This is a genomic window from Pseudomonas sp. KT_2_4 (genome assembly GCF_041410225.1).
In the GTDB taxonomy this organism is placed as follows: Bacteria; Pseudomonadota; Gammaproteobacteria; order Pseudomonadales; family Pseudomonadaceae; genus Aquipseudomonas; species Aquipseudomonas paracarnis.
In genome coordinates this window covers 5,655,289-5,680,790 of record NZ_CP166962.1, presented here as the reverse complement: position 1 = coordinate 5,680,790, position 25,502 = coordinate 5,655,289, and the positions used below count along the sequence as shown (strand labels likewise).

General features: G+C 61.0%; 23 protein-coding genes. 12 read left to right on the top strand and 11 right to left on the bottom strand.

Going from position 1 to position 25,502, the window contains the following annotated elements; genetic code table 11:
• Positions 1-134: 134 nt before the first annotated feature.
• The gene (locus AB9N64_RS26205) at positions 135-824 is read right to left on the bottom strand and encodes a VacJ family lipoprotein (protein ID WP_003189688.1); all 690 of its coding nucleotides are present in this window, start codon (positions 822-824) and stop codon (positions 135-137) included.
• A gap of 195 nt (positions 825-1,019) precedes the next feature.
• Between AB9N64_RS26205 and AB9N64_RS26200 the strand changes: the two genes are divergently transcribed.
• Together AB9N64_RS26200 and AB9N64_RS26195 are read left to right on the top strand one after the other, a co-directional pair.
• On the top strand, positions 1,020-1,628 hold the full coding sequence (locus AB9N64_RS26200; protein ID WP_060767232.1) for a hypothetical protein: 609 nt from the start codon (positions 1,020-1,022) through the stop codon (positions 1,626-1,628).
• Positions 1,629-1,739: 111 nt separating this feature from the next.
• The gene (locus tag AB9N64_RS26195) at positions 1,740-2,006 is read left to right on the top strand and encodes a DUF4404 family protein (protein WP_014717525.1); all 267 of its coding nucleotides are present in this window, start codon (positions 1,740-1,742) and stop codon (positions 2,004-2,006) included.
• Between the two features lie 135 nt (positions 2,007-2,141).
• Here the strand turns inward: AB9N64_RS26195 and queF are convergent, their stop codons facing one another.
• Positions 2,142-2,972, bottom strand: a complete 831-nt coding sequence (gene queF / locus AB9N64_RS26190) for an NADPH-dependent 7-cyano-7-deazaguanine reductase QueF (protein ID WP_019818237.1) — start codon at positions 2,970-2,972, stop codon at positions 2,142-2,144.
• A gap of 66 nt (positions 2,973-3,038) precedes the next feature.
• On the bottom strand, positions 3,039-3,560 hold the full coding sequence (locus tag AB9N64_RS26185; RefSeq protein ID WP_003189683.1) for a plastocyanin/azurin family copper-binding protein: 522 nt from the start codon (positions 3,558-3,560) through the stop codon (positions 3,039-3,041).
• 156 nt (positions 3,561-3,716) lie between these two features.
• Here AB9N64_RS26185 and AB9N64_RS26180 point away from each other — a divergent pair, with 156 nt between their 5' ends.
• Both AB9N64_RS26180 and AB9N64_RS26175 read left to right on the top strand, forming a co-directional pair.
• A complete protein-coding gene (locus AB9N64_RS26180) occupies positions 3,717-4,397 on the top strand; it encodes a heavy metal response regulator transcription factor (protein ID WP_019818238.1) in 681 nt (226 codons plus the stop codon).
• Complete coding sequence (locus tag AB9N64_RS26175; RefSeq protein WP_019818239.1) at positions 4,394-5,743, top strand: heavy metal sensor histidine kinase; 1,350 nt, start codon at positions 4,394-4,396, stop codon at positions 5,741-5,743. The genes AB9N64_RS26180 and AB9N64_RS26175 overlap by 4 nt, the downstream gene beginning before the upstream one ends.
• A 128-nt stretch (positions 5,744-5,871) precedes the next feature.
• Here AB9N64_RS26175 and AB9N64_RS26170 read toward each other — a convergent pair whose 3' ends face one another.
• The 3 genes from AB9N64_RS26170 to AB9N64_RS26160 are packed head-to-tail and all read right to left on the bottom strand — an operon-like array spanning position 5,872 to position 9,118.
• Positions 5,872-7,116: a lipoprotein-releasing ABC transporter permease subunit gene (locus AB9N64_RS26170; protein WP_014717521.1), complete on the bottom strand. Its 1,245-nt coding sequence runs from the start codon at positions 7,114-7,116 to the stop codon at positions 5,872-5,874.
• A gap of 60 nt (positions 7,117-7,176) precedes the next feature.
• The gene (lolD, locus tag AB9N64_RS26165; RefSeq protein ID WP_019818240.1) at positions 7,177-7,860 is read right to left on the bottom strand and encodes a lipoprotein-releasing ABC transporter ATP-binding protein LolD; all 684 of its coding nucleotides are present in this window, start codon (positions 7,858-7,860) and stop codon (positions 7,177-7,179) included.
• A 7-nt stretch (positions 7,861-7,867) separates the two neighbouring features.
• The gene (locus AB9N64_RS26160) at positions 7,868-9,118 is read right to left on the bottom strand and encodes a lipoprotein-releasing ABC transporter permease subunit (RefSeq protein ID WP_014717520.1); all 1,251 of its coding nucleotides are present in this window, start codon (positions 9,116-9,118) and stop codon (positions 7,868-7,870) included.
• Between the two features lie 94 nt (positions 9,119-9,212).
• Between AB9N64_RS26160 and AB9N64_RS26155 the strand changes: the two genes are divergently transcribed.
• Both AB9N64_RS26155 and AB9N64_RS26150 read left to right on the top strand, forming a co-directional pair.
• Entirely contained in the window at positions 9,213-9,791 is a 579-nt protein-coding gene (locus AB9N64_RS26155; RefSeq protein WP_371359778.1) for a PilZ domain-containing protein, read from the top strand.
• Between the two features lie 44 nt (positions 9,792-9,835).
• Entirely contained in the window at positions 9,836-10,558 is a 723-nt protein-coding gene (locus AB9N64_RS26150; protein WP_014717518.1) for a glycerophosphodiester phosphodiesterase family protein, read from the top strand.
• Between the two features lie 42 nt (positions 10,559-10,600).
• Here the strand turns inward: AB9N64_RS26150 and sthA are convergent, their stop codons facing one another.
• On the bottom strand, positions 10,601-11,995 hold the full coding sequence (sthA, locus tag AB9N64_RS26145; RefSeq protein ID WP_003189670.1) for a Si-specific NAD(P)(+) transhydrogenase: 1,395 nt from the start codon (positions 11,993-11,995) through the stop codon (positions 10,601-10,603).
• A 214-nt stretch (positions 11,996-12,209) separates the two neighbouring features.
• Between sthA and AB9N64_RS26140 the strand changes: the two genes are divergently transcribed.
• Positions 12,210-12,743, top strand: coding sequence for a chalcone isomerase family protein (locus AB9N64_RS26140; RefSeq protein ID WP_019818241.1), 534 nt, complete (start codon positions 12,210-12,212; stop codon positions 12,741-12,743).
• Positions 12,744-12,914: 171 nt separating this feature from the next.
• Here the strand turns inward: AB9N64_RS26140 and AB9N64_RS26135 are convergent, their stop codons facing one another.
• Positions 12,915-14,378, bottom strand: coding sequence for a glyceraldehyde-3-phosphate dehydrogenase (locus AB9N64_RS26135; RefSeq protein WP_032873405.1), 1,464 nt, complete (start codon positions 14,376-14,378; stop codon positions 12,915-12,917).
• 340 nt (positions 14,379-14,718) lie between these two features.
• On the opposite strand from AB9N64_RS26135, the gene mfd reads away from it, so the two are divergent.
• The 3 genes from mfd to AB9N64_RS26120 are packed head-to-tail and all read left to right on the top strand — an operon-like array spanning position 14,719 to position 21,445.
• Positions 14,719-18,168, top strand: a complete 3,450-nt coding sequence (mfd, locus tag AB9N64_RS26130; protein ID WP_371359777.1) for a transcription-repair coupling factor — start codon at positions 14,719-14,721, stop codon at positions 18,166-18,168.
• 10 nt (positions 18,169-18,178) lie between these two features.
• Positions 18,179-18,745: a CsiV family protein gene (locus tag AB9N64_RS26125; protein ID WP_014717515.1), complete on the top strand. Its 567-nt coding sequence runs from the start codon at positions 18,179-18,181 to the stop codon at positions 18,743-18,745.
• 9 nt (positions 18,746-18,754) lie between these two features.
• Positions 18,755-21,445 carry a DEAD/DEAH box helicase gene (locus AB9N64_RS26120; RefSeq protein WP_069868324.1) on the top strand — a complete coding sequence of 897 codons (2,691 nt, stop codon included), beginning with the start codon at positions 18,755-18,757 and terminating at the stop codon, positions 21,443-21,445.
• A 101-nt stretch (positions 21,446-21,546) separates the two neighbouring features.
• Here the strand turns inward: AB9N64_RS26120 and nagZ are convergent, their stop codons facing one another.
• Together nagZ and AB9N64_RS26110 are read right to left on the bottom strand one after the other, a co-directional pair.
• Positions 21,547-22,557, bottom strand: a complete 1,011-nt coding sequence (gene nagZ, locus AB9N64_RS26115) for a beta-N-acetylhexosaminidase (RefSeq protein ID WP_019818244.1) — start codon at positions 22,555-22,557, stop codon at positions 21,547-21,549.
• Between the two features lie 135 nt (positions 22,558-22,692).
• The gene (locus tag AB9N64_RS26110) at positions 22,693-23,400 is read right to left on the bottom strand and encodes a TetR/AcrR family transcriptional regulator (RefSeq protein WP_014717512.1); all 708 of its coding nucleotides are present in this window, start codon (positions 23,398-23,400) and stop codon (positions 22,693-22,695) included.
• Positions 23,401-23,663: 263 nt separating this feature from the next.
• Between AB9N64_RS26110 and lexA the strand changes: the two genes are divergently transcribed.
• Together lexA and sulA are read left to right on the top strand one after the other, a co-directional pair.
• A complete protein-coding gene (lexA, locus tag AB9N64_RS26105) occupies positions 23,664-24,272 on the top strand; it encodes a transcriptional repressor LexA (protein WP_003172575.1) in 609 nt (202 codons plus the stop codon).
• Between the two features lie 10 nt (positions 24,273-24,282).
• Positions 24,283-24,756 carry an SOS-induced cell division inhibitor SulA gene (sulA, locus tag AB9N64_RS26100; protein ID WP_005786162.1) on the top strand — a complete coding sequence of 158 codons (474 nt, stop codon included), beginning with the start codon at positions 24,283-24,285 and terminating at the stop codon, positions 24,754-24,756.
• A gap of 36 nt (positions 24,757-24,792) precedes the next feature.
• On the opposite strand, the gene AB9N64_RS26095 is transcribed toward sulA, so the two are convergent.
• Positions 24,793-25,026: a hypothetical protein gene (locus AB9N64_RS26095; RefSeq protein ID WP_014717511.1), complete on the bottom strand. Its 234-nt coding sequence runs from the start codon at positions 25,024-25,026 to the stop codon at positions 24,793-24,795.
• Positions 25,027-25,502 lie beyond the last annotated feature (476 nt).

Here is a 25,502-nt window from a genome sequence, read left to right as displayed (position 1 = left end):
AGCATCCAGCCCCTGCGCAAGGGTGACGCGGAGCGTCACGGGATGCGTTCCCACGCGAAGCGTGGGGAACGATCAGCGCGCACAAAAAAGGCGACTCTATAAAGGTCGCCTTTTTCATTTCAAAACGTCACGGCTTAAAAGTCGTCAACGACCTTGCCGTCCTTGACCTTGAACTCGCGGTTCTGCAGGTAAGCGTTACGAATGAAGGTGTACTTGTCGCCGCTGATCAGCTTTTCACTGTCGAGCAGGCTGGCGCGCACGTCGACGACGTTGAGGCCGAAGGTGCTGTTACGCCAGCCGATGTCGTTCATGTAGCGGTACGGTTGGGTGTAGCTGTCGACGTATTTGGACGGCGCATCACGCAAGGTGCTTGGGCCCAGCAACGGGATCATCACGTACGGGCCGCTGCCCACGCCCCAGTAGCCGAGGGTTTGGCCGAAGTCTTCATCGCTGCGCTGCAGCCCCATTTTGGTGCCGACGTCAATAAAGCCCAGAACGCCAAATGTGGTGTTGACCAACAAGCGGGCGGTGTCGACGCCTGCATTGTGCGGCTTGAGTTGCAGCACGTTGTTGGCCAGGTTGCCGACATCACCGATGTTGCGGAAGAAGTTGTGAACGCCGTCCTGCACAAATTGTGGGGTGACGAACTGATAGCCCTGGGCGATTGGCTTGAGGGCATAGGTGTCAACGGTGTCGTTGAAGGTGAAGATGGGGCGGTTGACGCTTTCCCACGGGTCATCTTCCGAGGCCGCTTGGGCAGCGAAAGGCGCCAACAGGATGGTGGCACACACCGATAGCTGAGCGAAGTACTGGCTCCAGCGCATAGCTTTTGCTCCTTGAATGGTCTGTCATGGGCGCTATGCCCTGAATAAGGCTGTCAGTATATGACGGAAGTGCCGATTTAGGCAGCTACCTAGAATCGTCTTAGGGAAAATGCACAAAATTCCTACAAATATCGACAGTGTCATCCCCTTGTCATGCCGCCCCGATAGCGTGGCAGCTATTTCAGGGACGTTCAGATGCCACACGTCGAGATTGCCGTCGCCGCCGCCCCCTCATTGACCGCCGTGTTATTTGGCCTGAGTGGCTGCCTGGTGGATTTTGGTTCCCTGGCGCGCACCGACTCACCTTGCGCCGACGCCGAGGCCACGCCAGGCGCGTTGAAAATCCTGCGCAGTCTCAAAGAACAAGGCGTGCCCTGCGCCTGGCTGGACGAACTGCCTCCCGCCGTGACCACGCCACTCTGCGCCGGCCTGCCTGGCTGGCTCAAGGCGGCCTCGCCCTCCTCCATTCGCTGGCCCGCGCCCCACGCTTGCTGGCAAGCCCTGATGGAGTTGAACATCGAACGCCTGGAAGGCTGCGTACTGGTCAGCGGCGAGCCGCGCCTGCTGCAATCGGGCCTGAACGCCGGTTTGTGGACCATCGGCCTGGCCTCCTGCGGTTCGCTCTGCGGCCTGTCGCCCCAGCAATGGCAGGCGCTGACCGAGCAGCAACGCGAACACAAGCGCGGCAAGGCCACGGTGGCGCTCTATGGCCTGGGTGTGCATTCGGTGATCGACCACCTCGGCGAACTCGGCACCTGCCTGGCCGACATCCGCCTGCGCCAGCTCAAGGGCGAGAAGCCCTGATCGAGATCATGCACAGTTGGCCGCAGTGGATTAATCTACAGGTCAGCCCGTAGACCTTTCACGGCGTGCCGCGGTCTATGCCAGTGCCTATCGATAAAAGGAAAGAACGTCATGCCTGATCGCGAGAAGTTACAACAGCAGGCCGATATTGTGCGTGAGCAACTGGAGAATCATCCCGAGTTGCCCGCCGAGAAACGTCAAGCATTGGAAGAGTTGATCGCCAAATTCGAAGTCCAGTTGGAAATGGAACCGGCCACCCAGACGCCCAGCATCGCTGACGATGTGAACCGGGCAGTGGAAGGTTTTGAACTGGACCATCCAGGCATTGCCGGGACGTTGCGCAATATCGTGCTGACCCTGGGCAATATCGGCATCTAACCCGAGCCCAAGCCAAACACAAAACCAAATGTGGGAGCTGGCTTGCCTGCGATAGCGGTGTATCAGTCACTTGATGAATGACTGAAAGATCGCAATCGCAGGCAAGCCAGCTCCCACAGTTTTTTGTATGAAGGCTTACTGACGCGCCAGGCGCACGTTCAGGAACTGGGTGTTCTCAGTGCTGCGATACGGGTTGATATCCAACCCACCCCGGCGCACATAGCGTGCATACACCGTCAACTTCTCCGGCTTGAGCAAGCGCTGCAAGTCCAGGAAGATCCGCTCCACACACTGCTCATGAAAGTCCGAGTGCTGGCGAAAGCTGACGATATATTCCAGCAGGCTGGCGTGATCCAGCGCCGCACCACGGTATTCCACCACCACACTGCCCCAGTCAGGCTGGCTGGTCACCGGGCAGTTGGATTTGAGCAGGTGGCTGTGCACGCTCTCCTCCACCACGCGCGAATCATCGCAACGCAGCAGTTCAGGGCGTGGGTGTTCGTAGCTGCTGACGTTGATATCCAGGCCGTCAATGCACACGCCGGGCAACGCCATCACGCCTTCTGCCTCGATGTCGGCCAGGCTGCGAATGCGCACGTTCACGGGCTTTCCGGCCGCAGCGCTGAGGTCGGTGCGCAGGGTGGCTTCAAGGCTTTGCGTATCGGCAAACGCGGTCTGGTTCAGCGAGTTGAGGTACAGCTTGAACGACTTGGACTCGATGATGTTTGGCGAGTCGGCCGGAATGCTGAATTCACCGATGGCTACCACCGGCTTGCCCGAGGGCAACAGCCAGGACAGTTCGAAGCAGTTCCAGAAATCCACGCCCTTGTACGGCAGGGTCTCGGCGCTCAGGCCCAGCTCGGCCCACTTGGCGGCGCGTGGAATCGGGAACAACAACGAAGGCGTGTAAGTGCTGATGTATTCACTGGACTTGCCCAGCGGCGAATGTTCGGCTGCGGGATGCATGGCGGAAACCTGGCTAAATAAACCGCGCCAGTCTACCAGCCTTTGCTCCCGCCCTTAACAAACGCCTCACTCAACGGTCAGTTTGCCGACCATGCCCGCCTGGTAATGCCCAGGCAGGTTGCAGGCGAACTCAAGGCCTGTGGCCTGCTTGAACGTCCAGGTCAGTTCGGCCGTCTTGCCCGGCTCCACCAACACACTGTTGGGATCGTCGTGCTTCATGCCGCCCATGTCGCCGTGGCCCATGGCGCTGTGATCCATCTTGCCCATGCCGGTGGCGGTGAGCATGCCACTGGCTTGCATCTGCAACATCTCTTTCTGGTGGGCAGCATGCATGGCCGCGTCACCCAGGTTGAACTCATGCAGCAACTGGCCTTTGTTGACCAGCACGAAGCGCACGGTTTCACCGGCCTTGACGTCCAGGGACTTGGGCTCAAAGGCAATGTCCCGCAGCGTGACTTCAACGGTGCGCGTGGCTTTATCCGCCGGGGCCGGCTGGCCGAACGCGTAGGTGTGAGTCGCATCCGCCAGTGCATTGAAACTCAACGCCAACAGGCAGCCCGCCAATAACTGGGGTGTACGCAACGCCATCTTTCACTCTCCAAAATAGGTATCCAGCTTGGGCAACACTTTAAGATGGCCTCGCTGCCAGCCAGCTGACTGCTAGATTACAACTTTGTCAGCTTGCGCCCATACCCCGGAGCCCAGGGTATAAAGGCCGGCGTCCACCTTGACCAAGAGCCCTACATGAAACTGCTGATCGTCGAAGACCAACCCAAAACCGGTCATTACCTGCGTCAGGGCCTGGCCGAAGCGGGCTTTACCACCGAACTGGTGGCCGACGGCACCAGTGGCCAGCACTTGGCGCTAACGGGCGACTATGACTTGTTGATCCTCGATGTGATGCTGCCCGGCCGCGATGGCTGGCAAATCCTGCAGGCGGTGCGCAGTGCCGGCCTGGACATCCCGGTGCTGTTCCTCACCGCTCGCGATGCCGTAGAAGACCGAGTACATGGCCTGGAGCTGGGCGCCGACGATTACCTGGTCAAACCCTTCGCATTTTCCGAACTGCTGGCGCGGGTGCGCACCTTGTTGCGCCGTGGCAGCAGCATGCCGCAGGAGACCACGCTGCAACTGGCCGACCTGAGCCTGGACTTGATCCGCCGCCGCGTCGAGCGCAGCGGCCAGCGCATCGACCTCACCGCCAAGGAGTTCGCCTTGCTGGAGCTGCTGCTACGCCGCCAGGGCGAAGTGCTGCCCAAGACGCTGATCGCCTCCCAGGTGTGGGACATGAATTTCGACAGCGACACCAACATCATCGAAGTCGCCATTCGCCGCCTGCGCCTGAAAGTCGACGACAATTTCCCCAATAAGCTGATCCACACCGTGCGCGGCATGGGTTACGTGTTGGAGGAACGGTTCACGTGATCAAGCGCCTGTCCCTGACCAGCCGCCTCGCGCTGCTGTTTGCCGCCTGCACGGCGGTGGTCTCGTTGATCGCCGGGGTGTTGTTCAACCGGGCCAGCGAGGCGCATTTCATGGAGCTGGACCAGCAACAGCTCGAAAGCAAACTGGTGGCCCTGCGCAGCACCTTGCAGGGTGTCGCCTCACCGGAAGACCTCGCCCGGCGAACCCCTCAACTGCGCGCCGAACTCGATCACCAGCCCGACCTCGCCTTGCGCATCACCGGAGCTGGGCAACGTTGGCTGGACGGCGCGCCACACCTTCCCTTGCCCCAAGCACCCGGCCTGCACAGCCTGCAATACGCAGGCACCGACTACCGCGTATTCATCGCGCCCTTGACGCCCAGCCAACTGGATTCGCCACAACTGACCCTGATCCTCGACATCACCCACCACCAGCACTTTCTGCAACGCATGCAACGCTTGATCTGGCTGACCGTCGGCCTCTCGGCCCTGGCCACTGCCCTGCTCGGCGCCTGGGCTGCGCGCAGTGGCTTGCGACCGCTGCGGCGCATGGGCGAAGTGGCCGCCAGTGTCTCCGCCCACTCCCTCACGCAACGCTTACCCCAAGAACAAATGCCGGTGGAGCTCGCGGAGCTGGCCCAAGCCGTCAACGCCATGCTGGCGCGCCTGGATGACGCGTTCCAGCGCCTGTCTGCCTTCAGCGCAGATATCGCCCACGAACTGCGCACACCGCTGTCCAACCTGCTGACCCAGACCCAAGTCATCCTCACCCAACCGCGCCCGCTGGAGGATTACCGCGAGGCGCTGCACAGCAATCTGGAAGAGCTGCAATGGATGGCGCAACTGGTCAACGACATGCTGTACCTGGCCAAAGCTGACCACGGCTTGCTGATGCCCAGCCGAGAAGCTCTGGATTTGGGCGATGAGGTCGACGCACTGTTGGAGTTCTTTACCCTGCTGGCGGAGGACGCACAGGTGACGCTGGTGCGCGAAGGCACCGCCCAGACGATGGGCGATCGCGGTATGTTGCGCCGGGCCTTGTCGAATCTGCTGGATAACGCGCTGCGGTTTACCCCACCGGGCGGCGAAGTGCGGGTGCGGATCGAGAGTGGCGTGACACTGACGGTTGAGAACAGCGGGGAAGGTATTCCTGCGCCGTTATTGCCGCGGCTGTTTGACCGGTTCTACCGAGCCGATCCGTCGAGGCGTGCAGGTAGCAGTGAACATGCAGGCCTGGGGTTGGCGATTACCCAGTCGATTGTGCGGGCGCATGGCGGGAGGATTTATTGTGAGTCGCAGGCGGGCTGGACCAGGTTTGTGATTGAATTGCCCAAGGGCGACTGCTGATCGTTCCCACGCTTTGCTGATCGTTCCCACGCTCCGCGTGGGAATGCATTCCGGGACGCTGTGCGTCCCAACAGCGGACGCGGAGCGTCCGGTGAGGCATTCCCACGCAGAGCGTGGGAACGAGCAGGTTACGAATACCTGAGGGCGTGCGCCGGCTCAATCTTCGCCGCCCGATACGCTGGGTAAATCGTCGCCAAGAAGCTCAACACAAACCCCGCCGAGCAAATCAGCAACACATCCCCACCTTGCAGCTCCGAAGGCAGGTTGCTGACAAAGTACACATCCGAGCTGAAGATATGCTGCCCGCTCACCCGCTCCAGCCAGCCCACCAGCTCACTCACGTTCAGCGCCGCAATCACCCCCAACACGCCGCCGATCAAGGTGCCGACCACGCCAATCACGGTGCCCTGCACCATGAAGATCGCCATAATCTGCCGAGGTGTGGCGCCGATGGTACGCAGGATCGCGATATCCGCGCCCTTGTCGTTCACCACCATGATCAAGGTGGCGATGATGTTGAACGCGGCCACGGCGACGATCATCAGCAGCAGCAGGCCGATCATGGTCTTTTCCATTTTCATCGCGCTGAACAGGCTGCCCTGGGTGTGGGTCCAGTCATCCGGCTTGTAAGCCGCGCCCAGGCTGGCGGCGATATCTGCCGAGACTTTGGGCGCTGCGTACAGGTCCTTTACCGCCAGGCGCACGCTTTGCACCTGGTTGGGCTGCCAATGCTGGATTTCAGCGGCGTCGGCCATGTGGATCAGGGCCATGGAGCCATCCAGTTCGGCGCCGACCTTGAAGATGCCCACCACATTCAGGCGCTGCATGCGCGGGGTGATACCGCCCGGGGCGCTGCTGAGCTCCGGCACGATCAGGGTCAGCTTGTCGCCCACGTTCAGGCGAAAACGCCGCGCAGTGATATCACCGACCACCACACCGAACTCGCCGGGTTTGAGGTCGTCGAGTTTGCCGCGCACGATGTGCTGGGCCACGATCGACACCTTGCCTTCCTGGGCCGGGTCGACGCCACTGATCTCGATCGGCTGCATCGCGCCCTTATAGGAAAACATGCCATCCATCTGGGTGAAGGGCACAGCGGCGGTGACTTGCGGATTCTTCATCGCGGCGGCGGCCACCGGCTGCCAATCATCAATCGGCTTTACGCCAACGATGGTGGCGTGGGGCACCATGCCGAGGATGCGCGAGCTCATTTCACGCTGAAAGCCGTTCATTACCGAAAGCACTACGATCATCGCCAATACGCCCAGGGCGAGGCCGATCATCGAGGTCATCGAGATAAACGAGACAAAACGGTTGCGGCGCTTGGCGCGGGTATAGCGCGTGCCGATAAAAATCGATAACGGTCTGAACATTCGCGGGCACCGTTGGAAAAATGAAAAAGCCCGACCTCAAAAAACCGGGCTTGCAACAGGTCAGATAGCGACCAGATGACCTTCCTGCAAATGCAGTACGCGGTCCATCTGCCGGGCCATGCTCATGTCATGGGTCACCACCAGGAACGCGGTGCGCATCTGGGTGCTCAGTTCCAGCATCAAGTCCTTGATGCCCTGGGCGGTGTGGGAGTCGAGGTTGCCGGTCGGCTCGTCGAGCATCACCAGGCCCGGGTTGTTCACCAGGGCACGGGCAATCGCCACGCGCTGGCGCTCACCACCGGACAACTCCGCCGGCTTGTGCTCCAGGCGGTGGCCCAGGCCGACGCGTTCGAGCAAGGCCGTGGCACGCTGACGCGCTTCAGGAATCGCGGTCTTGCCGATCAACAGCGGCATGCACACGTTTTCCAGGGCGGTGAATTCCGGCAGCAAGTGGTGGAACTGGTACACAAAGCCCAACGAGCGGTTACGCAGTTGGCCGCGGGCCTTTTCATTCAACGCCGACAGTTCTTCGCCAGCCAGCCATACGCTGCCCTGGGACGGCGTATCGAGGCCGCCCAACAGGTTGAGCAAGGTACTCTTGCCGGAACCGGAACTGCCGACGATCGCCACACGCTCGCCAGGGTGCAGTTCAAGCTGCAGGTTGGACAGCACCACCACCGACTCCGGGCCCTCCTCGTAGGATTTGCCCAGGTTGCGACAGCTCAGGATTGCTTTTTCACTCATGCCCGATTCACTCATAACGTAATGCCTGTGCTGGCTGGGTACGTGCCGCGCGCCAGGCTGGATACAGGGTGGCAAGGAAGCTCAGGACCAACGCAGCGCCGCCCACCATCAGCACGTCCTGGGTTTGCACCTGGGACGGCAAGTAATCGATGAAGTAGACGTCGGCGTTGAGAAACTTGTGGCCGATCACCTTTTCAAGCAGGGCAATGGCAGCGCTGACGTTCAGCGCGGCCAGAATGCCCACCGCCGTGCCGATCAAGGTGCCGACTACGCCGATGACGGTGCCCTGCACCATGAAGATCGCCATGATCTGCCCCGGCGTGGCGCCCAACGTACGCAGAATGGCGATGTCGCCCTTCTTGTCGTTCACCACCATCACCAGCGTGGAGATGATGTTGAAAGCCGCCACGGCGACGATCAGCAACAACAACAGGCCGATCATGGCTTTTTCCATGCGGATGGCCTGATACAGGTTGCCGTGGGTGCGGGTCCAGTCGCGAGCGTAGTACTCGGTCTCACCCAGGTGCTGGGCAATTTCCCAGGCGCCGCGCGGCGCATCGAACAGGTCGTTGAATTTCAGGCGCAGGCCCTGCACCTGGTCGGGCTGCCAGCGATGCAGGCGGGCCAGGTCGGTGAGATTGGTCAGGCCGATGTAACCGTCGATCTCGCCAGCGCCGACGTGGAAGGTGCCCACCACGGTAAAGCGCTTCATGCGCGGGAACATGCCGGCCGGGGTCACGGTGACTTCCGGGGCGACGAAGGTCAGCTTGTCGCCAACCCCCACGCCCAGCTTGGCCGCGGCCTTGTCACCGATGACGATGCCAAAGCTGCCCGGCGCCAGCGCGTCGAGCTTACCTTGCAGCATGAACTTGTCGATGATCGAGACGTTGCGCTCCTGGGCCGGGTCGATGCCGTTGAGCAGGATCTTCTGCACTTTGCCGTCGTTGGTCAGCAACCCCTGCATCTGGGTAAACGGCGCGACCGCCACCACCTTGGGGTTCTGCTGGACCTTGGCGGCCAGGCTTTGCCAGTCGTTGATGGGCGCATCGCCCTCGATGGTCGCGTGGGGCACCATGCCCAGCACGCGGGTGCGCATCTCATGATCGAAGCCGTTCATCACCGACAGCACCACGATCATCACGACCACGCCCAGGGCGAGACCGATCATCGAGGTCAAGGAAATGAACGACACAAAATGATTGCGACGCTTTGCACGGGTATAACGCGTGCCGATAAATACGAAGAGAGGTCTGAACATGTCGGGGCTTGTTCGGAGGAAAAGAAGACGTCCCGGTGGCGGGGTCTGGTCAGCAGCTTTACACTCAGACCATTACCGTTACCTGGGGTTCGCCATGTCGACATTAGATGAAGAAGAGCGCCGCGAATACTACCGTATCGATGACATGATCGCACTTCAAATCAAACCCCTGTCTGGCCCCGACGCGGCGAGCAAGGAAGTGTTGCTGGATGATTCGCCGCTGTTCAATCTGCTCAGCGAACTGCATCTGAGCGAATTCGAAGCCCAGCACCTGCTGCGCCAGATCAGCGAGAAAGACCGCAGCCTGGCGGCCTTCCTCAAAGTGCAGAACAAACGCCTGGATCTGCTCAGCCAGGTCATGGCTCGCGGTTTGCTGAAGGAGGTGGGCGCGCCGCAACCGGTGATCCTCTCCGAAGGCGGCATCGACTTCCAGCACCCGACACCGCTGCCCGCCGCCACTCACCTGGCGGTCAAGCTGGTGCTGATGCCCCAGGCGCTCGGCCTGTTGCTGCGCGCGCGGGTGACCCATTGCGATCCCAAGGGCGACGGCTTTGATGTGGGCACGGAGTTCGAGTCCATGACCGATGCCCAACGCCAACTGCTGGCGCGCTATATCCTGCAGAAACAGGCCCAGGAACGCCGCCTGGCGCGAGAACAAAGCGAAGACCTCTGAATGCGTATTCACGACGCCAGCCATCCTGGCGCAAAGGAACAACTGTGACCCTGATTTACGGCCACCGCGGTGCCAAAGGCGAAGCACCGGAAAATACCCTGACCAGTTTTCAGGAATGTCTCAAACACGGCGTACGTCGTTGCGAACTGGACTTGCACCTGTCCATGGACGGCGAGTTGATGGTCATCCACGACCCGACCCTCAAGCGCACCACCGACCGACGCGGCAAGGTCGTCGAGTACTCGGCGGCTGACCTGGTGAAGATGGACGCACGCAAAGGCGGCCCAGGCTGGGTAAGCCCCTGCCCGATTCCACGTCTGGAGGAGCTGTTCGAACAGTGCGACTTCGATCACTGGCAACTGGAAGTCAAAAGCGCCTCGCGTACCCGTGCCGCCACCACTGTGCTGGCGATTCGCGAAATGGCTGTGCGCTTTGGCTTGATGGACAAGGTCACGGTGACGTCAAGCTCGCGGGAAGTGCTCAAGGCCGCCGTGGAACTCACCCCGGACCTGTCACGCGGCCTGGTCGCTGAATACGCCTGGCTCGACCCGCTGAAGGTCGCGCAGAACTACGGCTGTGAGTATTTGGCATTGAACTGGACGCTGTGCACCCCCGAGCGGCTGGAAAAAGCCCAGCGCCAGGGCTTGCATGTGTCCGTGTGGACAGTCAACGAACCTGCGCTGATGCGCAGGCTCGCCGACTTCGGCGTAGATAGCCTGATTACAGACTTTCCCGGTTTGGCCACTGCCACCCTCGAGAATTACTGAAATCGGTCTCCCCGGCCGGCTCAGGCCACCGGCCGGAGCCGCTCAAAAAAGCCGGTTGAGGCCGTCGTAGGCCGCTACCCGATAGGCTTCGGCCATGGTCGGGTAGTTGAAGGTGGTGTTGACGAAATACTTGAGGGTATTTTGCTCACCTGGCTGGTTCATGATCGCCTGGCCGATGTGCACGATCTCCGAGGCCTGGTAGCCGAAGCAATGCACGCCGAGTACTTCCAGGGTTTCGCGGTGGAACAGGATTTTCAGCATGCCTTGCGGCTCACCGGCAATCTGCGCACGCGCCATGCTCTTGAAGAACGCCTTGCCCACTTCGTAAGGCACCTTGGCCTTGGTCAGTTCGTGCTCATTCTTGCCGATCGAGCTGATCTCGGGAATCGTGTAGATCCCGGTCGGCACGTCGTTCACGTAGCGCCAGCTGCCGTTGTCGACAATGCTGCCAGCGGCCGAGCGGCCCTGGTCATGAGCGGCACTGGCCAGGCTTGGCCAGCCGATCACGTCACCGGCGCCGTAGATGTTCGGCACGCAGGTGCGGTAGTTCTCATCCACTTCGATCTGGCCACGGCTGTTGACCTTGACCCCGATGTTTTCCATGCCCAGCTTGTCGGTGTTGCCGGTACGGCCGTTGCACCACAGCAAGGCGTCGGCCTTGATCTTCTTGCCGGACTTGAGGTGCAGGATCACCCCGTTGTCCAGGCCTTCGACCCGCTCGTACTCTTCGTTGTGGCGCACGGTGATGTTGTTGTTGCTGAAGTGGTAGCTCAACGCCTGGGAGATTTCCGAGTCGAGGAAGCTGAGCAACTGGTCACGGTTGTCCACCAGTTCGACCAGTACACCCAGGCCACTGAAGATCGAGGCGTATTCACAGCCGATCACGCCGGCGCCGTAGATGATCAGTTTGCGCGGGGTATGGCCCAGGCTCAGGATGGTATCGCTATCGTAGATACGCGGGTGGTGGAAATCGATGTCCGCCGGGCGATACGGGCGCGAACCGGTGGCGATGATGATGTGCTTGGCCACCAGTTTCTCGACCACGCCATTGGCGCAGACCACTTCGACGGTTTGCTCATCGGCAAAACTGCCGGTGCCGAAGAACAGGTCGACGCGGTTACGGGCGTAGTAGCCGGTACGCGAGGCGACTTGCTTAGAGATGACTTTTTCAGCGCTTTTCAGTACGTCCGGGAACGAGAACCAGCGCGGCTCACCAATGGCCCGGAACATCGGGTTGGTATTGAACTGCATGATCTGCCGTACCGAGTGACGCAACGCCTTGGACGGGATGGTACCCAGGTGGGTGCAGTTACCGCCGACCTGGCGACGGCTATCGACCATCGCCACCTTGCGCCCTGCTTTGGCAGCGTTCATCGCCGCACCTTCTCCAGCTGGGCCGGAACCCAGTACCACCACGTCGTAGTTGTAGACAGCCATGCGTACTCCTCAGAACAGGCCAGGCGTACGGTTGGACGCCGGGCTAAATCATGCCGCGGCCAGCGAGCATGAAGGACAATTTGGCTCAAGTGTGTGAACCGGGGCACAGTCTATAGAAGGCCGAGCGCCGCGAACATTAACCCTTGGTCGCGTCGTAGGCCAGTGTTGCCATACTACAGGACGCGCATCAGCGCCGAATTCAGGATGAGCCATTATGCGACAACTATTTTTCTGTTTGATGCTGATGGTGTCGCTCACGGCGCACGCCAACGACGCACAGCGGCTCAAGCAGGCAAGCTTCCCCGCACAGGTCGCGGGGCTGGCCCTGAAAAACCAGGCGGTGTTCAACTATCTCTGGGCGGATGTGTATGCCGCCGCGCTGTATGCACCCGCTGACCTGCCGGCAAAGCAGGCCTGGGACCAGCAGAAGGCTGTGCGCCTGGCGCTGTATTACTTTCGCGACATTGACCGCGATGATGTGATCAAGGCGGCCACCGTCACCTTGGAGCGCCAGCAAGCCAATGCCGGGTTGAACCCAGAGATAGCCAAGCTGCACGCGCGCTTTCGGGATATTCGCAGCGGTGATCGCTATGCCCTGGATTTTCGTCCGGGGCGCGGGTTGAATCTGGAGATTAATGGCCAGGTGGTGTTCAGCAGTCCGGACGCTGAATTAGCGAAGGCCTACCTGGGTATCTGGCTCGGGCCCAAAGGGCTGTCGGACAGTTTGCGCAACACGCTACTCAAGTGATGGCGGCGTTGACGGTTCCATCGTCATCGCAGGCAAGCCAGCTCCCACAGGTAAATGCAGTTCAACTGTGGGAGCTGGCTTGCCTGCGATAAGGCCCTCCCAGACACCACAAAAACCACAGGCATAAAAAAGCCCCGAACCAGTCGGGGCTTTCTCATTCAGCGCACAGGCTTAGCGCGGAAACGCAGGCGGGTTGACCCCAGCCATGTCTTCCATCACGCGAACCACCTGGCAGCTGTAGCCGAACTCGTTGTCGTACCACACGTACAGCACAACACGGTTGTCCTGGGTGATGGTCGCTTCGGCGTCCACCACACCGGCGTGGCGCGAGCCAACGAAGTCGGTGGAGACCACTTCCTGAGAATTGACGAAGTCGATCTGCTTATGCAGGTCGGAGTGCAGCGCCATGTAGCGCAGGTACTCGTTCATCTCTTCACGGGTGGCGGCTTTCTCAAGGTTGAGGTTGAGAATGGCCATCGACACGTTCGGCGTCGGTACGCGGATCGCGTTACCGGTCAGCTTGCCGGCCAGTTCAGGCAGGGCCTTGGCAGCAGCGGTGGCAGCACCGGTCTCGGTGATCACCATGTTCAACGCGGCGCTACGGCCACGGCGATCGCCCTTGTGGAAGTTGTCGATCAGGTTCTGGTCGTTGGTGTACGAGTGAACGGTTTCAACGTGGCCGTTAACGATGCCGAACTTGTCATTCACCGCCTTGAGCACCGGCACGATGGCGTTGGTGGTGCAGGACGCGGCGGACACGATCTTGTCGTCAGCGGTGATTTCAGCGTGGTTGATGCCGTGCACGATGTTCTTGAGCTTGCCTTTGCCAGGCGCGGTCAGCACAACGCGGTCAACACCCGGGCAAGCCAGGTGCTGGCCCAGGCCCTCGGCATCACGCCATACACCGGTGTTGTCCACCAGCAGGGCGTTCTGGATGCCGTACTGGGTGTAATCCACCTCGGTCGGGTTCTTCGCGTAGATCACCTGGATCAGGTTACCGTTGGCGGTGATGGTGTTGTTTTCTTCGTCAATGGTGATGGTGCCATTGAACGAGCCGTGTACGGAGTCGCGACGCAGCAGGCTGGCGCGCTTGGTCAGGTCGTTCTCGGCGCCTTTGCGCACCACGATGGCACGCAGGCGCAGGCCGTCGCCGCCACCGGTTTTCTCGATCAGGATGCGCGCCAGCAGGCGGCCGATACGGCCAAAGCCGTACAGCACCACGTCGGTGCCTTTACGGGCGGCAGCGTTTTGCTGGCCAACCACATCGGCCATTTCTTCACGCACGAACTGCTCGGCGGTGCGGCCAGCGCCTTCTTTGCGGAATTTGTAGGCCAACTTGCCCAGGTCTACCGAAGCCGCGCCGAGCTTGAGCTCGCTCATGGCTTTGAGCAGCGGGAATGTTTCGTGGACGGAGAGTTCGCTGTCGTCGGCGGAGCGATGGCGCGCAAAGCGGTGCGCTTTGAGAATCGCGATGACAGACTGGTTGATCAGGCTGCGGCCATAGATCGAGCTCACCACATTGTTATTGCGGTACAGCTGACCGATAAGCGGAATCATCGCTTCAGCGAGTGCTTCACGGTCGATCCATTCACCAAGACACTGGTCGGGCTTCTGAGTCACGGGAACCTTCCACATGTAGGGGCAGAAAAAAGGGGCTACATTATGTCGCCCGACTGAGCGTTGAGCAATGCGCGAAGGGCAACAAAAAGCCCTTGCAAAAAAATACCACCGCGCTACAGCCCAGGAAACACGCGGGTTCCAGAAGGCCACTAGTTTGGCGAGCAGGCCGACTTGTCCGTAACCCTCCTAAACATTCGCGCATTTTGGCACTACAAATTGAGTCAAAACCCGCCATTGTTTGTCTTAGCCACTACATTTCCTGCAAACCGTAATAGGCACAGTCAGCAACTGACAGGCGGCACCTGGGGCCGTTACAATTACCGACTTTGTCGCAACGCTTGGAGCTCAACCTTCCGTGCCCGTTCTGCGTCTACCGCTACTCCCTGCCGCGGCAGGTAAACAGCACTGGGGCAACCTGCCCGGTGCCGCCCTGAGCCTGGCCATTGCCGAGGCTGCCAGCGCAGCCAAGCGCTTTACCCTGCTGCTCACCGCCGACAGCCAAAGTGCCGAACGGTTGGAGCAGGAGCTGAGCTTCTTCGCCCCGGATTTGCCGGTGCTGCATTTTCCCGACTGGGAAACCCTGCCCTACGACCTGTTCTCGCCGCACCAGGACATCATCTCCCAGCGCATCGCCAGCCTGTACCGCTTGCCGGAACTGGCCCACGGCGTGCTGGTGGTGCCGATCACCACCGCCCTGCACCGCCTGCCGCCGACCAAGTTCCTGCTCGGCAGCAGCCTGGTGCTGGACGTGGGCCAGAAGCTCGACGTCGAGCAGATGCGCACGCGCCTGGAAGCCAGCGGCTACCGCTGCGTCGACACGGTGTACGAGCACGGTGAGTTTGCGGTGCGCGGCGCCTTGATCGACCTGTTCCCGATGGGCAGCAAGCTGCCGTACCGCATCGACCTGTTCGATGACGAAATCGAGACGCTGCGCACCTTCGACCCGGAGAACCAGCGTTCTATCGACAAGGTCGACTCGATCAAGCTGCTGCCGGCGCGGGAGTTTCCGCTGCAAAAAGACGCGGTAACACGCTTCAAGGCGCGCTTTCGTGAGCGCTTCGATGTGGATTTCCGTCGCTGCCCGATCTTCCAGGACTTGAGCAGCGGGATTACACCTGCCGGTATCGAGTACTACCTGCCGTTGTTCTTCGACGAGACCTCTACCCTCTTCGACTACCTGCCCCAGGACACCCAGGTGTTCTCACTGCCGGGTATCGAACAGGCGGCGGAAAACTTCTGGAACGATGTGCGCAACCGCTACGAAGAACGTCGCGTCGATCCATCCCGGCCTTTATTGCCGCCCGCTGAACTGTTCCTGCCAGTTGAAGACTGCTTCGCGCGCCTGAAAAACTGGCCGCGTGTAGTAGCCAGCCAGCAGGACGTGGACGCCGGCAGTGGCCGGGAGCGTTTCCCGGCGAGCGCGTTGCCCGATTTGGCGATCCAGGCCAAAGCCACGCAACCGCTGGAGGCGCTGTCGAACTTCCTCGGCGACTTCCCGGGCCGCGTGCTGTTTACCGCCGAATCCGCCGGGCGTCGCGAAGTGCTGCTAGAGCTGTTGGAACGCCTGAAGTTGCGGCCGAAAACCGTCGACAGCTGGCCTGACTTTGTCGCCAGCAAAGAGCGCCTGGCGATCACCATCGCGCCGCTGGACGAAGGGCTGCGGTTGGATGACCCGGCGCTGGCCTTGATCGCCGAAAGCCCGCTGTTCGGCCAGCGCGTGATGCAACGCCGTCGCCGGGAAAAACGCGCCGATGCCAACAACGACGCGGTGATCAAGAACCTCACCGAGCTGCGCGAAGGCGCGCCGGTGGTGCATATCGACCATGGCGTGGGCCGCTACCTGGGCCTGCAGACCCTGGAGATCGACAACCAGGCCGCCGAATTCCTCACCCTGGAATACGCCGAGGGCGCCAAGCTCTACGTGCCGGTGGCCAACCTGCACCTGATCGCCCGCTACACCGGCAGCGACGACGCCTTGGCGCCGTTGCATCGATTGGGCTCCGAGACCTGGCAGAAAGCCAAGCGCAAGGCCGCCGAACAGGTGCGCGACGTGGCCGCCGAACTGCTCGACATCTATGCCCGCCGTGCTGCCCGCGAAGGTTATGCCTTCGCTGACCCCAAAGCCGATTACGCCACCTTCAGCGCTGGCTTCGCGTTCGAAGAAACCCCGGACCAGCAAACCACCATCGAAGCGGTGCGCGCCGACATGCTCGCGCCCAAGCCGATGGACCGCCTGGTGTGCGGCGACGTGGGCTTCGGCAAGACCGAAGTGGCCATGCGTGCAGCCTTTATTGCGGTACACGGCGGTCGCCAGGTGGCGATCCTGGTGCCGACCACCCTGCTCGCCCAGCAGCACTACAACAGTTTCCGCGACCGCTTTGCCGACTGGCCCGTGACCGTGGAGGTGATGAGCCGCTTCAAGTCCGCCAAGGAAGTGAACGCCGCCGTTGCCGACCTGGCCGAGGGCAAGATCGACATCGTCATCGGTACTCACAAGCTGCTGTCGGACGATGTGAAGATCAAGAACCTGGGCCTGGTGATCATCGACGAAGAACACCGCTTTGGCGTGCGCCAGAAAGAACAGCTCAAGGCCCTGCGCAGTGAAGTCGACATCCTCACCCTCACCGCCACGCCAATTCCGCGCACGCTGAACATGGCGGTGTCGGGCATGCGCGACCTGTCGATCATCGCCACGCCACCGGCGCGTCGTTTGTCGGTGCGCACCTTTGTGATGGAGCAGAACAAGAGCACGGTCAAGGAAGCCCTGCTGCGCGAACTGCTGCGCGGCGGCCAGGTGTATTACCTGCACAACGATGTGAAAACCATCGAGAAATGCGCCGCCGACCTCGCCGAACTGGTACCTGAGGCCCGTATCGCCATCGGCCACGGGCAGATGCGCGAGCGCGAACTCGAACAGGTGATGAGCGACTTCTACCACAAGCGCTTCAACGTGCTGATCGCCTCGACCATCATCGAGACCGGCATCGACGTGCCGAGCGCCAACACCATCATCATCGAGCGTGCCGACAAGTTCGGCCTGGCGCAGCTGCACCAATTGCGCGGTCGCGTCGGGCGCAGTCACCACCAGGCCTATGCCTACCTGCTGACACCGCCGCGCCAGCAGATCACTTCCGATGCGGAAAAACGCCTGGAAGCGATCGCCAATACCCAGGACCTCGGGGCCGGCTTTGTATTGGCCACCAATGACCTGGAAATCCGGGGTGCCGGTGAATTGCTCGGCGACGGCCAGAGCGGGCAGATCCAGGCGGTGGGTTTCACGCTGTATATGGAGATGCTCGAACGCGCGGTAAAAGCCATCCGCAAAGGCGAACAACCGAACCTCGACCAACCCTTGGGCGGCGGCCCGGAGATCAACCTGCGCTTGCCGGCGTTGATTCCCGAAGACTACCTGCCGGATGTGCATGCACGGTTGATCCTGTACAAGCGCATTGCCTCGGCGGCCGACGAAGAAGGCCTCAAGGACTTGCAGGTAGAGATGATCGACCGTTTCGGCCTGCTGCCTGAACCGACCAAGAACCTGGTGCGCCTGACCCTGCTCAAGTTGCAGGCCGAGCAGTTGGGCATCAAGAAAGTCGACGCCGGGCCGCAAGGCGGGCGTATCGAATTCGAAGCGCAGACGCCGGTTGACCCGTTGGTGCTGATCAAGCTGATCCAGGGCCAGCCCAACCGCTACAAGTTCGAAGGGGCTACGCTGTTCAAGTTCATGGTGCCGATGGAACGCGCCGAAGAACGCTTCAACACTTTGGAGGCGCTGTTTGAACGCCTCATTCCGAAATCCGTTTAAGGACGCCCCCATGCGCGTGTTCCGCATTTTGAGCCTGTTGTTGGTGGTACTCGCACCTTCGGCCTTTGCCGACAGCCTGTATCAGGTGGAAATGATCCTGGTGCGCCAGAATGCAGAACCAGTGATCAACAGCCGCGCCGCCCCGGAAAACTGGGATGCGGGCGCGCCGCGCCTGGGTGAGCGGATGAGCCCGCCGCGCCTGGGCAATATCGTCGACAAGCTGCGCGCCGACGCCAACTACACGGTGCTCGCCCACAAGGCCTGGGAGCAGAACCTGGGCGAGCAAGCGGTGAAGGTGGCGATCACCGACGGCCAGGAGCAATTCGGCCAGTTCCCTATCGAAGGGGTGTTGAGCCTGCAACTGGGGCGCTTTACCGATATCGACGCGGATTTCTGGATCAACCAGTTCGACGGCAACGGCAGCGTGATCGCCAGCGAACACTTGAGCCAGAAAGACGTGCGCACCAAGAACAACCAGCTCAACTACCTGGACGGCGGCCACCTGGCGCTGCTGATCAAGATCACCTCGCTGACCGCCAAGCCACCCAGCGCGCCACCGCCCGACCTTCAGGACTGATTGCGCGCCATGCCCCTGACGTCGTCGTTGACCAAACCCCTGGCCCCTTCGTGGGCCAATCGCTTCAAAGAGCAAAGCCTCGAGCGCGGGCGACGCTACGCCCTGGAGAACCGCGTGCGCATCGTCGAGTGCGGCGACAGCACCATCACCGCCAGTTGCGAAGGCTCGGGCGGTAATGTTTACCGCCAAACCATCTCACTGCGCGAATCAGCCAAGGGCCTGCTGATCTTGGTGGACAGCCGCTGCACGTGCCCGGTGCACACCAACTGCAAACACATCGCGGCGGTGCTGCTCAAGGTCCAGGAAACCCTGGCCTACCCGGCAGCGGCTCAGGATGCGCAGCTGCTGGAGAAGCTCCAGGCGGTGCTCGAAAACCGCGTGGTCCTGCCGCAAGTGGTGATGGACGACGTGCAACCGGTGCCACGCCTGTGGCTGGCCAGCGTGGAGTTCAGCGCGTTCGAACCGCGCAACGGCAAGATGCAGCGTTATATCCAGCACCGTGCGGCGTTGTCGTTCAACTACCTGGGCAACTATGTCAGCGGGCAAAAAAATGCTGACATCATTGTGCGCCAAGAGACGCAGAGCCTGCGGATCAAGCGCCATCCCGAGCAAGAACAGGCCTATCGCGAACACCTGCGCCTGCTTGGCTTCAAGATCGCCACGCGCCAGAGCAAGGCCCTGCCGGAAAGCGCCGGCGAGCTCTTCGAAATGGTCAATGACAGTGCCTGGCTGAACTTCACCCTCAATGTGTCGCCCACTTTGCGTGCCGAGGGCTGGGAGCTGCAGATCGATGAAGACTTCGGCTTTGATCTCAGCCCCGTCGATGACTGGTATGCCACGGTCGATGAAGGGCCGGAACGCGATTGGTTCGACCTGGAGCTGGGCATCATCGTCAACGGCGAACGTTTGAGCCTGCTGCCGATCCTGCTGAACCTGATGCGCTCCCACACCGAGATCCTCAACCCGGAGAAACTGGCGCGGCGCCGCGATGAAGAGCTGATCCTGGTGAACATCCCCGGCCTGCCCAACGGCCACGGCCCGCTGCAAGTGGCGCTGCCCTACGGCCGCTTGAAGCCGGTGCTGGCGACCCTCGGCGAGTTTTACCTGCAGGAAGCCGGCACCACCGCGCTGCGCCTGGCCAAGGCCGACGCCATACGCCTCAACCCGCTGGAAGACCTGCCACTGCAATGGGAAGGCGGCGAGAAGATCCGCACCTTCGCCCAGCGCCTGCGCGATATCAAGGATTTCACCTGCGTGGCGCCCGAAGGCCTGAATGCGACCTTACGCCCCTACCAGCTGGAAGGTCTGAGCTGGATGCAGTCGCTGCGCCAACTGGAGGTGGGTGGGATACTTGCGGATGACATGGGCCTGGGCAAAACCTTGCAGACCCTGGCGCACATCCTCACCGAAAAAAACGCAGGGCGCCTTGATCGGCCGTGCATGGTCGTGATGCCTACCAGCCTGATCCCGAACTGGCTCGATGAAGCCGCGCACTTCACCCCGCAGTTGAGAGTGCAGGCACTTTATGGCGCGGGGCGTAAGAAACATTTCGCCAACCTGAATGACTACGACCTGCTGCTGACCACCTACGCCCTGCTGCCCAAGGACATTGAACAGCTCGCCGCCCTGCCCTTGCACGTCTTGATCCTGGATGAAGCGCAGTACATCAAGAACCCGTCAAGCAAGGCGGCCCAGGCCGCACGCGAGCTGAATGCACGCCAGCGCCTGTGCCTGAGCGGCACGCCTTTGGAAAACCACTTGGGCGAACTGTGGTCGCTGTTCCACTTCCTGCTGCCGGGCTGGCTGGGCGACGTGAAGAGCTTCAACCGTGATTACCGCGTGCCGATTGAAAAACGTGCCAGCGAGGTGCGATTGCAGCACCTCAACGGTCGGATCAAACCCTTCCTGCTCCGCCGCACCAAGGAACAAGTGGCAACCGAACTGCCACCCAAGACCGAAATCATCCACTGGGTCGACCTCAACGAGGCCCAGCGCGACGTGTACGAAACCATGCGCCTGGCCATGGATAAAAAGGTCCGCGACGAGATCACCCGCAAGGGCGTGGCTCGCAGCCAGATCATCATCCTCGAAGCCCTGCTCAAACTGCGCCAGGTGTGCTGCGACTTGCGCCTTGTCAACGACGCCACCCTGCCCGCCCGTGGTAGCAGCTCGGGCAAGCTCGACAGCCTGATGGATATGCTCGACGAGCTGTTTGCCGAAGGCCGCCGGATCCTGCTGTTCTCACAGTTCACCTCGATGCTGAGCCTGATCGAGGCCGAACTGAAAAAGCGCGGCATTGCCTACGCCCTGCTGACCGGCCAGACCCGGGATCGACGTACACCGGTGAAGGATTTTCAGAGCGGCAAGCTGCAGATCTTTTTGATCAGCCTGAAGGCTGGCGGCGTGGGCTTGAACCTGACCGAAGCCGACACGGTTATCCACTATGACCCTTGGTGGAACCCGGCTACGGAAAACCAGGCCACCGACCGTGCGTACCGCATCGGCCAGGAAAAGCCGGTGTTCGTGTACAAGATGATTGCCCGGGGCACGGTGGAGGAGAAAATCCAGCACTTGCAGAAGGAGAAGTCCGATCTGGCTGCGGGCGTGCTGGATGGGCGAACCACGGGGGATTGGCAGTTGGGCAATGAGGAGATTGAAGCGTTGTTTGCGCCGTTGCCCAATAAGCAAGAAAAGCGCTGACTGTTCGGCCGCCTTCGCGAGCAAGCCCGCTCCCACACCTGACTGTATTCACAAATCAAAATGTGGGAGCTGGCTTGCCTGCGATGGCCGCGCTTCGGTTTTCAGTCGATCAACTGCGCATCGCGCAACGCAGTAAGCGCTGTCAGCCAACGCGGGTCCTGCTTATAGTCCGTCGAGGCAACCGCCTGCCCACGCATACGCGCAATCCGCGCCGATGGCGTGACCTTCATCCGCTGTGCTGCACTCAGCGCCAGCTCGGCCGCCGCACGGTCATTGCACACCAAGCCCATGTCACAACCGGCGGTCAGCGCCGCTTCGATACGGCTGGCCGCATCGCCGACCACATGGGCGCCGGCCATGGACAGGTCATCGCTGAAGATTACCCCGTCAAACTGCAACTCACCGCGCAGGATATCCTGCAACCAGCGACGCGAAAAACCAGCAGGCTGGGCATCGACCTGCGGGTAAATGACGTGCGCCGGCATCACGGCGGCCAATTGCTTGCTCAGGCGTGCGAAAGGCACCAGGTCATTGGCGCGAATCTGCTCCAGGCTGCGTTCATCATTGGGAATGGCGACGTGGGAATCGGCCTCGGCCCAACCATGGCCAGGGAAGTGCTTGCCGGTGGCGGCCATGCCGGCGCTGTTCATGCCACGGATAAAGGCACCCGCGAGCACGGCAGCGCGCTCTGGGTCGCCTTCGAAAGCACGGGTGCCGACCACGGCGCTGCGCTGGTAGTCGAGGTCCAGCACGGGGGCAAAACTCAGGTCCAGGCCCACCGCCAGCACCTCGGTGGCCATGATCCAGCCGCACTGTTCGGCCAGGTATTCAGCGTTGGGGTTATCCGCCAGCGCACGCATGGCCGGCAGGCGCACGAAGCCTTGGCGCAGACGCTGCACGCGACCGCCCTCCTGGTCCACGGCCAACAGCAAGTCCGGGCGCACTGCACGAATCGCGGCGCTCAACTCGCGAACCTGGCGCGGGTGCTCGATATTGCGCGCAAAAATAATCAGGCCGCCCACTTCCGGTTGGCGCAACAGATGACGATCCTCGGCCGTGAGCCAGGTACCGGCGACGTCGACCATCAAAGAACCTTGCAGGGCAGCAGTCATAAACCTTCCTTAAATAACGCACACAACCCGTCGTCCTTGCCAGGCTCGGCAAGGACGACGGGTTGCGAATAAATAGCTGAAATCGGCATGGCGGCTAGCTTAGCGGATGCAAGCGGCCGCGCCCACCCGCAGCGATCAAACCTTGGCGGCGACCGGTACGGTTTTGCTGCGTGGGCGCAACTGGGCGGCGGCCATGGCCGGGTCGCTGACGCCGGTTTCAGCGCGCATCCCGGCGGCGAGAAAAGGCACCATCAGGCGCATGACTTGCTCGATGGACGTGTTCACACCGAAATCGGTCTCGGCAATTGCCCGCAGCGCCTTGATACCCGACATGCTGAAAGCTGCGGCACCGAGCATGAAATGCACACGCCAGAACAGCTCGATAGGTGGAATACGCGGGGCCGCTTCGTTGACCAACAGCATATAGCGGCGGAACACCTTGCCGTACATGTCTTCCAGGTAGCGGCGCAAGTGGCCCTGGCTCTGGCTGAACGCCAGGCCCAGCAGGCGCATGAAGATCGACAGGTCGTTGCCGCTGCGAGGCTGCACGACCAAGGCTTGCTCCACGAGGATTTCCAGCAGCTCTTCCAGGCTGGGCTTGTGATCGGCCTTGGCCTGGCGGCGTTCCAGCTCACGGTCGAGGCTTGTGCAGAACGGGCCCAGAAAGCGTGAGAACACCGCCTGGATCAGGGCCTTTTTCGAGCCGAAATGATAGTTCACGGCGGCCAGGTTGACCCCAGCCTTGCTGGTGATCAGGCGCAATGAAGTTTCAGCAAATCCTTTTTCCGCGAACAATTGCTCGGCAGCATCGAGAATGCGTTCAACGGTTTCCGACTGGGCCATGGCTACTCCGCCTGACAAACACTTGTTTGAAACATACGTTTCAGAGTGTGTCTTGTCAAGCCTGCGGGTCCGCTTTGCGGCTGGTCAGTCATCTGATTCATCGCTATTTAATCACATCCTTGCAGCTGTGTAGGCAGCGCCGCTTCTGCTCTGTAGGACGGTTGACGGATGACCGTCCAGCGGGGCCACTAAAAAGGATGATTGCCAAGCGCAGTTCACTGTATATAATCCCAGTCACTGTATAAAAAGACAGAGCGATCAACATGCTAAAACTGACGCCACGCCAAGCTGAGATTCTGGCTTTTATCAAGCGCTGCCTTGATGACAATGGTTACCCGCCTACCCGTGCGGAGATTGCCCTGGAACTGGGGTTCAAGTCCCCGAACGCCGCCGAGGAACACCTCAAGGCCCTCGCTCGCAAAGGTGCGATCGAGATGACCCCGGGTGCTTCGCGAGGTATCCGCATCCCTGGCTTCGAAGCCAAGGCCGACGAGTCGACATTGCCGATCATCGGTCGCGTCGCCGCAGGTGCGCCGATCCTGGCGCAGCAGCACGTCGAGGAATCCTGCAACATCAACCCGACCTTCTTCCATCCTCGCGCCGACTACCTGTTGCGTGTGCACGGCATGAGCATGAAGGACGTGGGTATCTTCGACGGCGACCTGCTGGCCGTGCATACCACCCGCGAAGCCCGCAATGGCCAGATCGTCGTGGCCCGTATCGGCGACGAGGTCACGGTCAAACGCTTCAAGCGCGAAGGCAGCAAGGTCTGGCTCCTGGCCGAAAACCCTGAGTTTGCCCCGATCGAAGTCAACCTGAAAGACCAGGACCTGGTGATCGAAGGCTTGAGTGTCGGCGTCATTCGCCGCTAAAGGAGGCATCATGCAGCTCGTGCACACCCCACAACATACACAACTGTCGCTGTTCGAGGCCTTCATGGCCCAGCCCCTTGCGCCAATCCTCAAGGAAACGGTCGAAGCCCCCTGGGGCGGCGAACCTGAGGCGTTCAGTGAACTGTCGTTGCGCGGTGCGGCTGAGAGCTGCCTGAACCTGCTGGCACCTATCCTGCGCGAATTGAGCGAAGATCAGGACGCCCGCTGGCTGACACTGATCGCCCCGCCCGCCAGCCTCACCCAGGCCTGGCTGCGGGACGCTGGGCTCAACCGTGAGCGTATCCTGTTGCTGCAACCACGCGGCGCGCAAAGTGCCCAGCAGCTAACCTGCGAAGCCTTGCGCCTGGGCCGCAGCCATACGGTGGTGAGCTGGTTGAACCCGCTGAATGCCAGCGCCAAGCAGCAACTGATCAGTGCTGCGCGCACGGGTGATGCACAGAGTTTGAATATTCGATTGGGGTAATGATGGCGCGCCACAGAAGCAGCCGTCACAAAGGACTCAGTGAAGAACGCGCGGCCCTTCATCTTTCTCCGGCTCGCCTTCGGCAAGGCGACCTGCCATCTGCACGCCCACGCTCAACATGGCTTTAGCCACTTCGACGTGCTGGCCTTGCAGGAAGACCTTGGCGTCTTCGGAGAAATCCAGAATAACCAGAGAACCCTCGTCCTCAGCCCGGCGCAGTTCGATTCGGCCGTCAGGCAGTTCAACAATTTCCAGAAAGGACGTTGGCATAAAAGTCTGTTCTCCACGAAAGGCCTGGGATTATATCAGTCATCCACCCAGCCTCGCAGGGGATATGGACAGGTTTGTTTACGGTGTGATGAATGGCGCCCTAGGGAACACGCGTCTCTATGTGGGAGCTGGCTTGCCTGCGATGGCGGAGTATCAGCGCATAATCAGCAAACTGACCCACCGCTATCGCAGCATAAGTACCTATACAACTTTGCAGGCTAAAGCAGCCAACGGTAACCACGATGCGAAGCGAGTAGCTTTTGATCTGCTTTTGATCTTGATCTCAGGCGCCCCGTTAAACCACGCTGGCATTCCGGCTTTTCCACAGTGACCCGCCGTCAGGCGGAGCCCTAAGTGGCCGTTGCCGCAGGAATGAATATGTACTCGGTATAACAGGGTCGCCTGTCAGGCCGCCATCGCAGGCAAGCCAGCTCCCACAGGTTGAACGCGGGGCATCAGATCGATAGGTGTCGGCT

Excerpts from the sequence above, each read along its gene's own strand:
- AB9N64_RS26200 (WP_060767232.1), top strand. The coding sequence starts at position 1,020 with ATGCCACACGTCGAGATTGCCGTCGCCGCCGCCCCCTCATTGACCGCC.
- sulA (WP_005786162.1), top strand. The coding sequence starts at position 24,283 with ATGCAGCTCGTGCACACCCCACAACATACACAACTGTCGCTGTTCGAG.
- AB9N64_RS26140 (WP_019818241.1), top strand. The coding sequence starts at position 12,210 with ATGCGACAACTATTTTTCTGTTTGATGCTGATGGTGTCGCTCACGGCG.
- sthA (WP_003189670.1), bottom strand. The coding sequence starts at position 11,995 with ATGGCTGTCTACAACTACGACGTGGTGGTACTGGGTTCCGGCCCAGCT.
- AB9N64_RS26095 (WP_014717511.1), bottom strand. The coding sequence starts at position 25,026 with ATGCCAACGTCCTTTCTGGAAATTGTTGAACTGCCTGACGGCCGAATC.
- queF (WP_019818237.1), bottom strand. The coding sequence starts at position 2,972 with ATGCATCCCGCAGCCGAACATTCGCCGCTGGGCAAGTCCAGTGAATAC.
- AB9N64_RS26195 (WP_014717525.1), top strand. The coding sequence starts at position 1,740 with ATGCCTGATCGCGAGAAGTTACAACAGCAGGCCGATATTGTGCGTGAG.
- lolD (WP_019818240.1), bottom strand. The coding sequence starts at position 7,860 with ATGAGTGAAAAAGCAATCCTGAGCTGTCGCAACCTGGGCAAATCCTAC.
- AB9N64_RS26185 (WP_003189683.1), bottom strand. The coding sequence starts at position 3,560 with ATGGCGTTGCGTACACCCCAGTTATTGGCGGGCTGCCTGTTGGCGTTG.
- AB9N64_RS26170 (WP_014717521.1), bottom strand. The coding sequence starts at position 7,116 with ATGTTCAGACCGTTATCGATTTTTATCGGCACGCGCTATACCCGCGCC.
- AB9N64_RS26135 (WP_032873405.1), bottom strand. The coding sequence starts at position 14,378 with ATGTGGAAGGTTCCCGTGACTCAGAAGCCCGACCAGTGTCTTGGTGAA.
- lexA (WP_003172575.1), top strand. The coding sequence starts at position 23,664 with ATGCTAAAACTGACGCCACGCCAAGCTGAGATTCTGGCTTTTATCAAG.
- AB9N64_RS26160 (WP_014717520.1), bottom strand. The coding sequence starts at position 9,118 with ATGTTCAGACCTCTCTTCGTATTTATCGGCACGCGTTATACCCGTGCA.
- AB9N64_RS26180 (WP_019818238.1), top strand. The coding sequence starts at position 3,717 with ATGAAACTGCTGATCGTCGAAGACCAACCCAAAACCGGTCATTACCTG.
- AB9N64_RS26120 (WP_069868324.1), top strand. The coding sequence starts at position 18,755 with ATGCCCCTGACGTCGTCGTTGACCAAACCCCTGGCCCCTTCGTGGGCC.
- AB9N64_RS26155 (WP_371359778.1), top strand. The coding sequence starts at position 9,213 with ATGTCGACATTAGATGAAGAAGAGCGCCGCGAATACTACCGTATCGAT.
- AB9N64_RS26110 (WP_014717512.1), bottom strand. The coding sequence starts at position 23,400 with ATGGCCCAGTCGGAAACCGTTGAACGCATTCTCGATGCTGCCGAGCAA.
- AB9N64_RS26125 (WP_014717515.1), top strand. The coding sequence starts at position 18,179 with ATGCGCGTGTTCCGCATTTTGAGCCTGTTGTTGGTGGTACTCGCACCT.
- nagZ (WP_019818244.1), bottom strand. The coding sequence starts at position 22,557 with ATGACTGCTGCCCTGCAAGGTTCTTTGATGGTCGACGTCGCCGGTACC.
- AB9N64_RS26205 (WP_003189688.1), bottom strand. The coding sequence starts at position 824 with ATGCGCTGGAGCCAGTACTTCGCTCAGCTATCGGTGTGTGCCACCATC.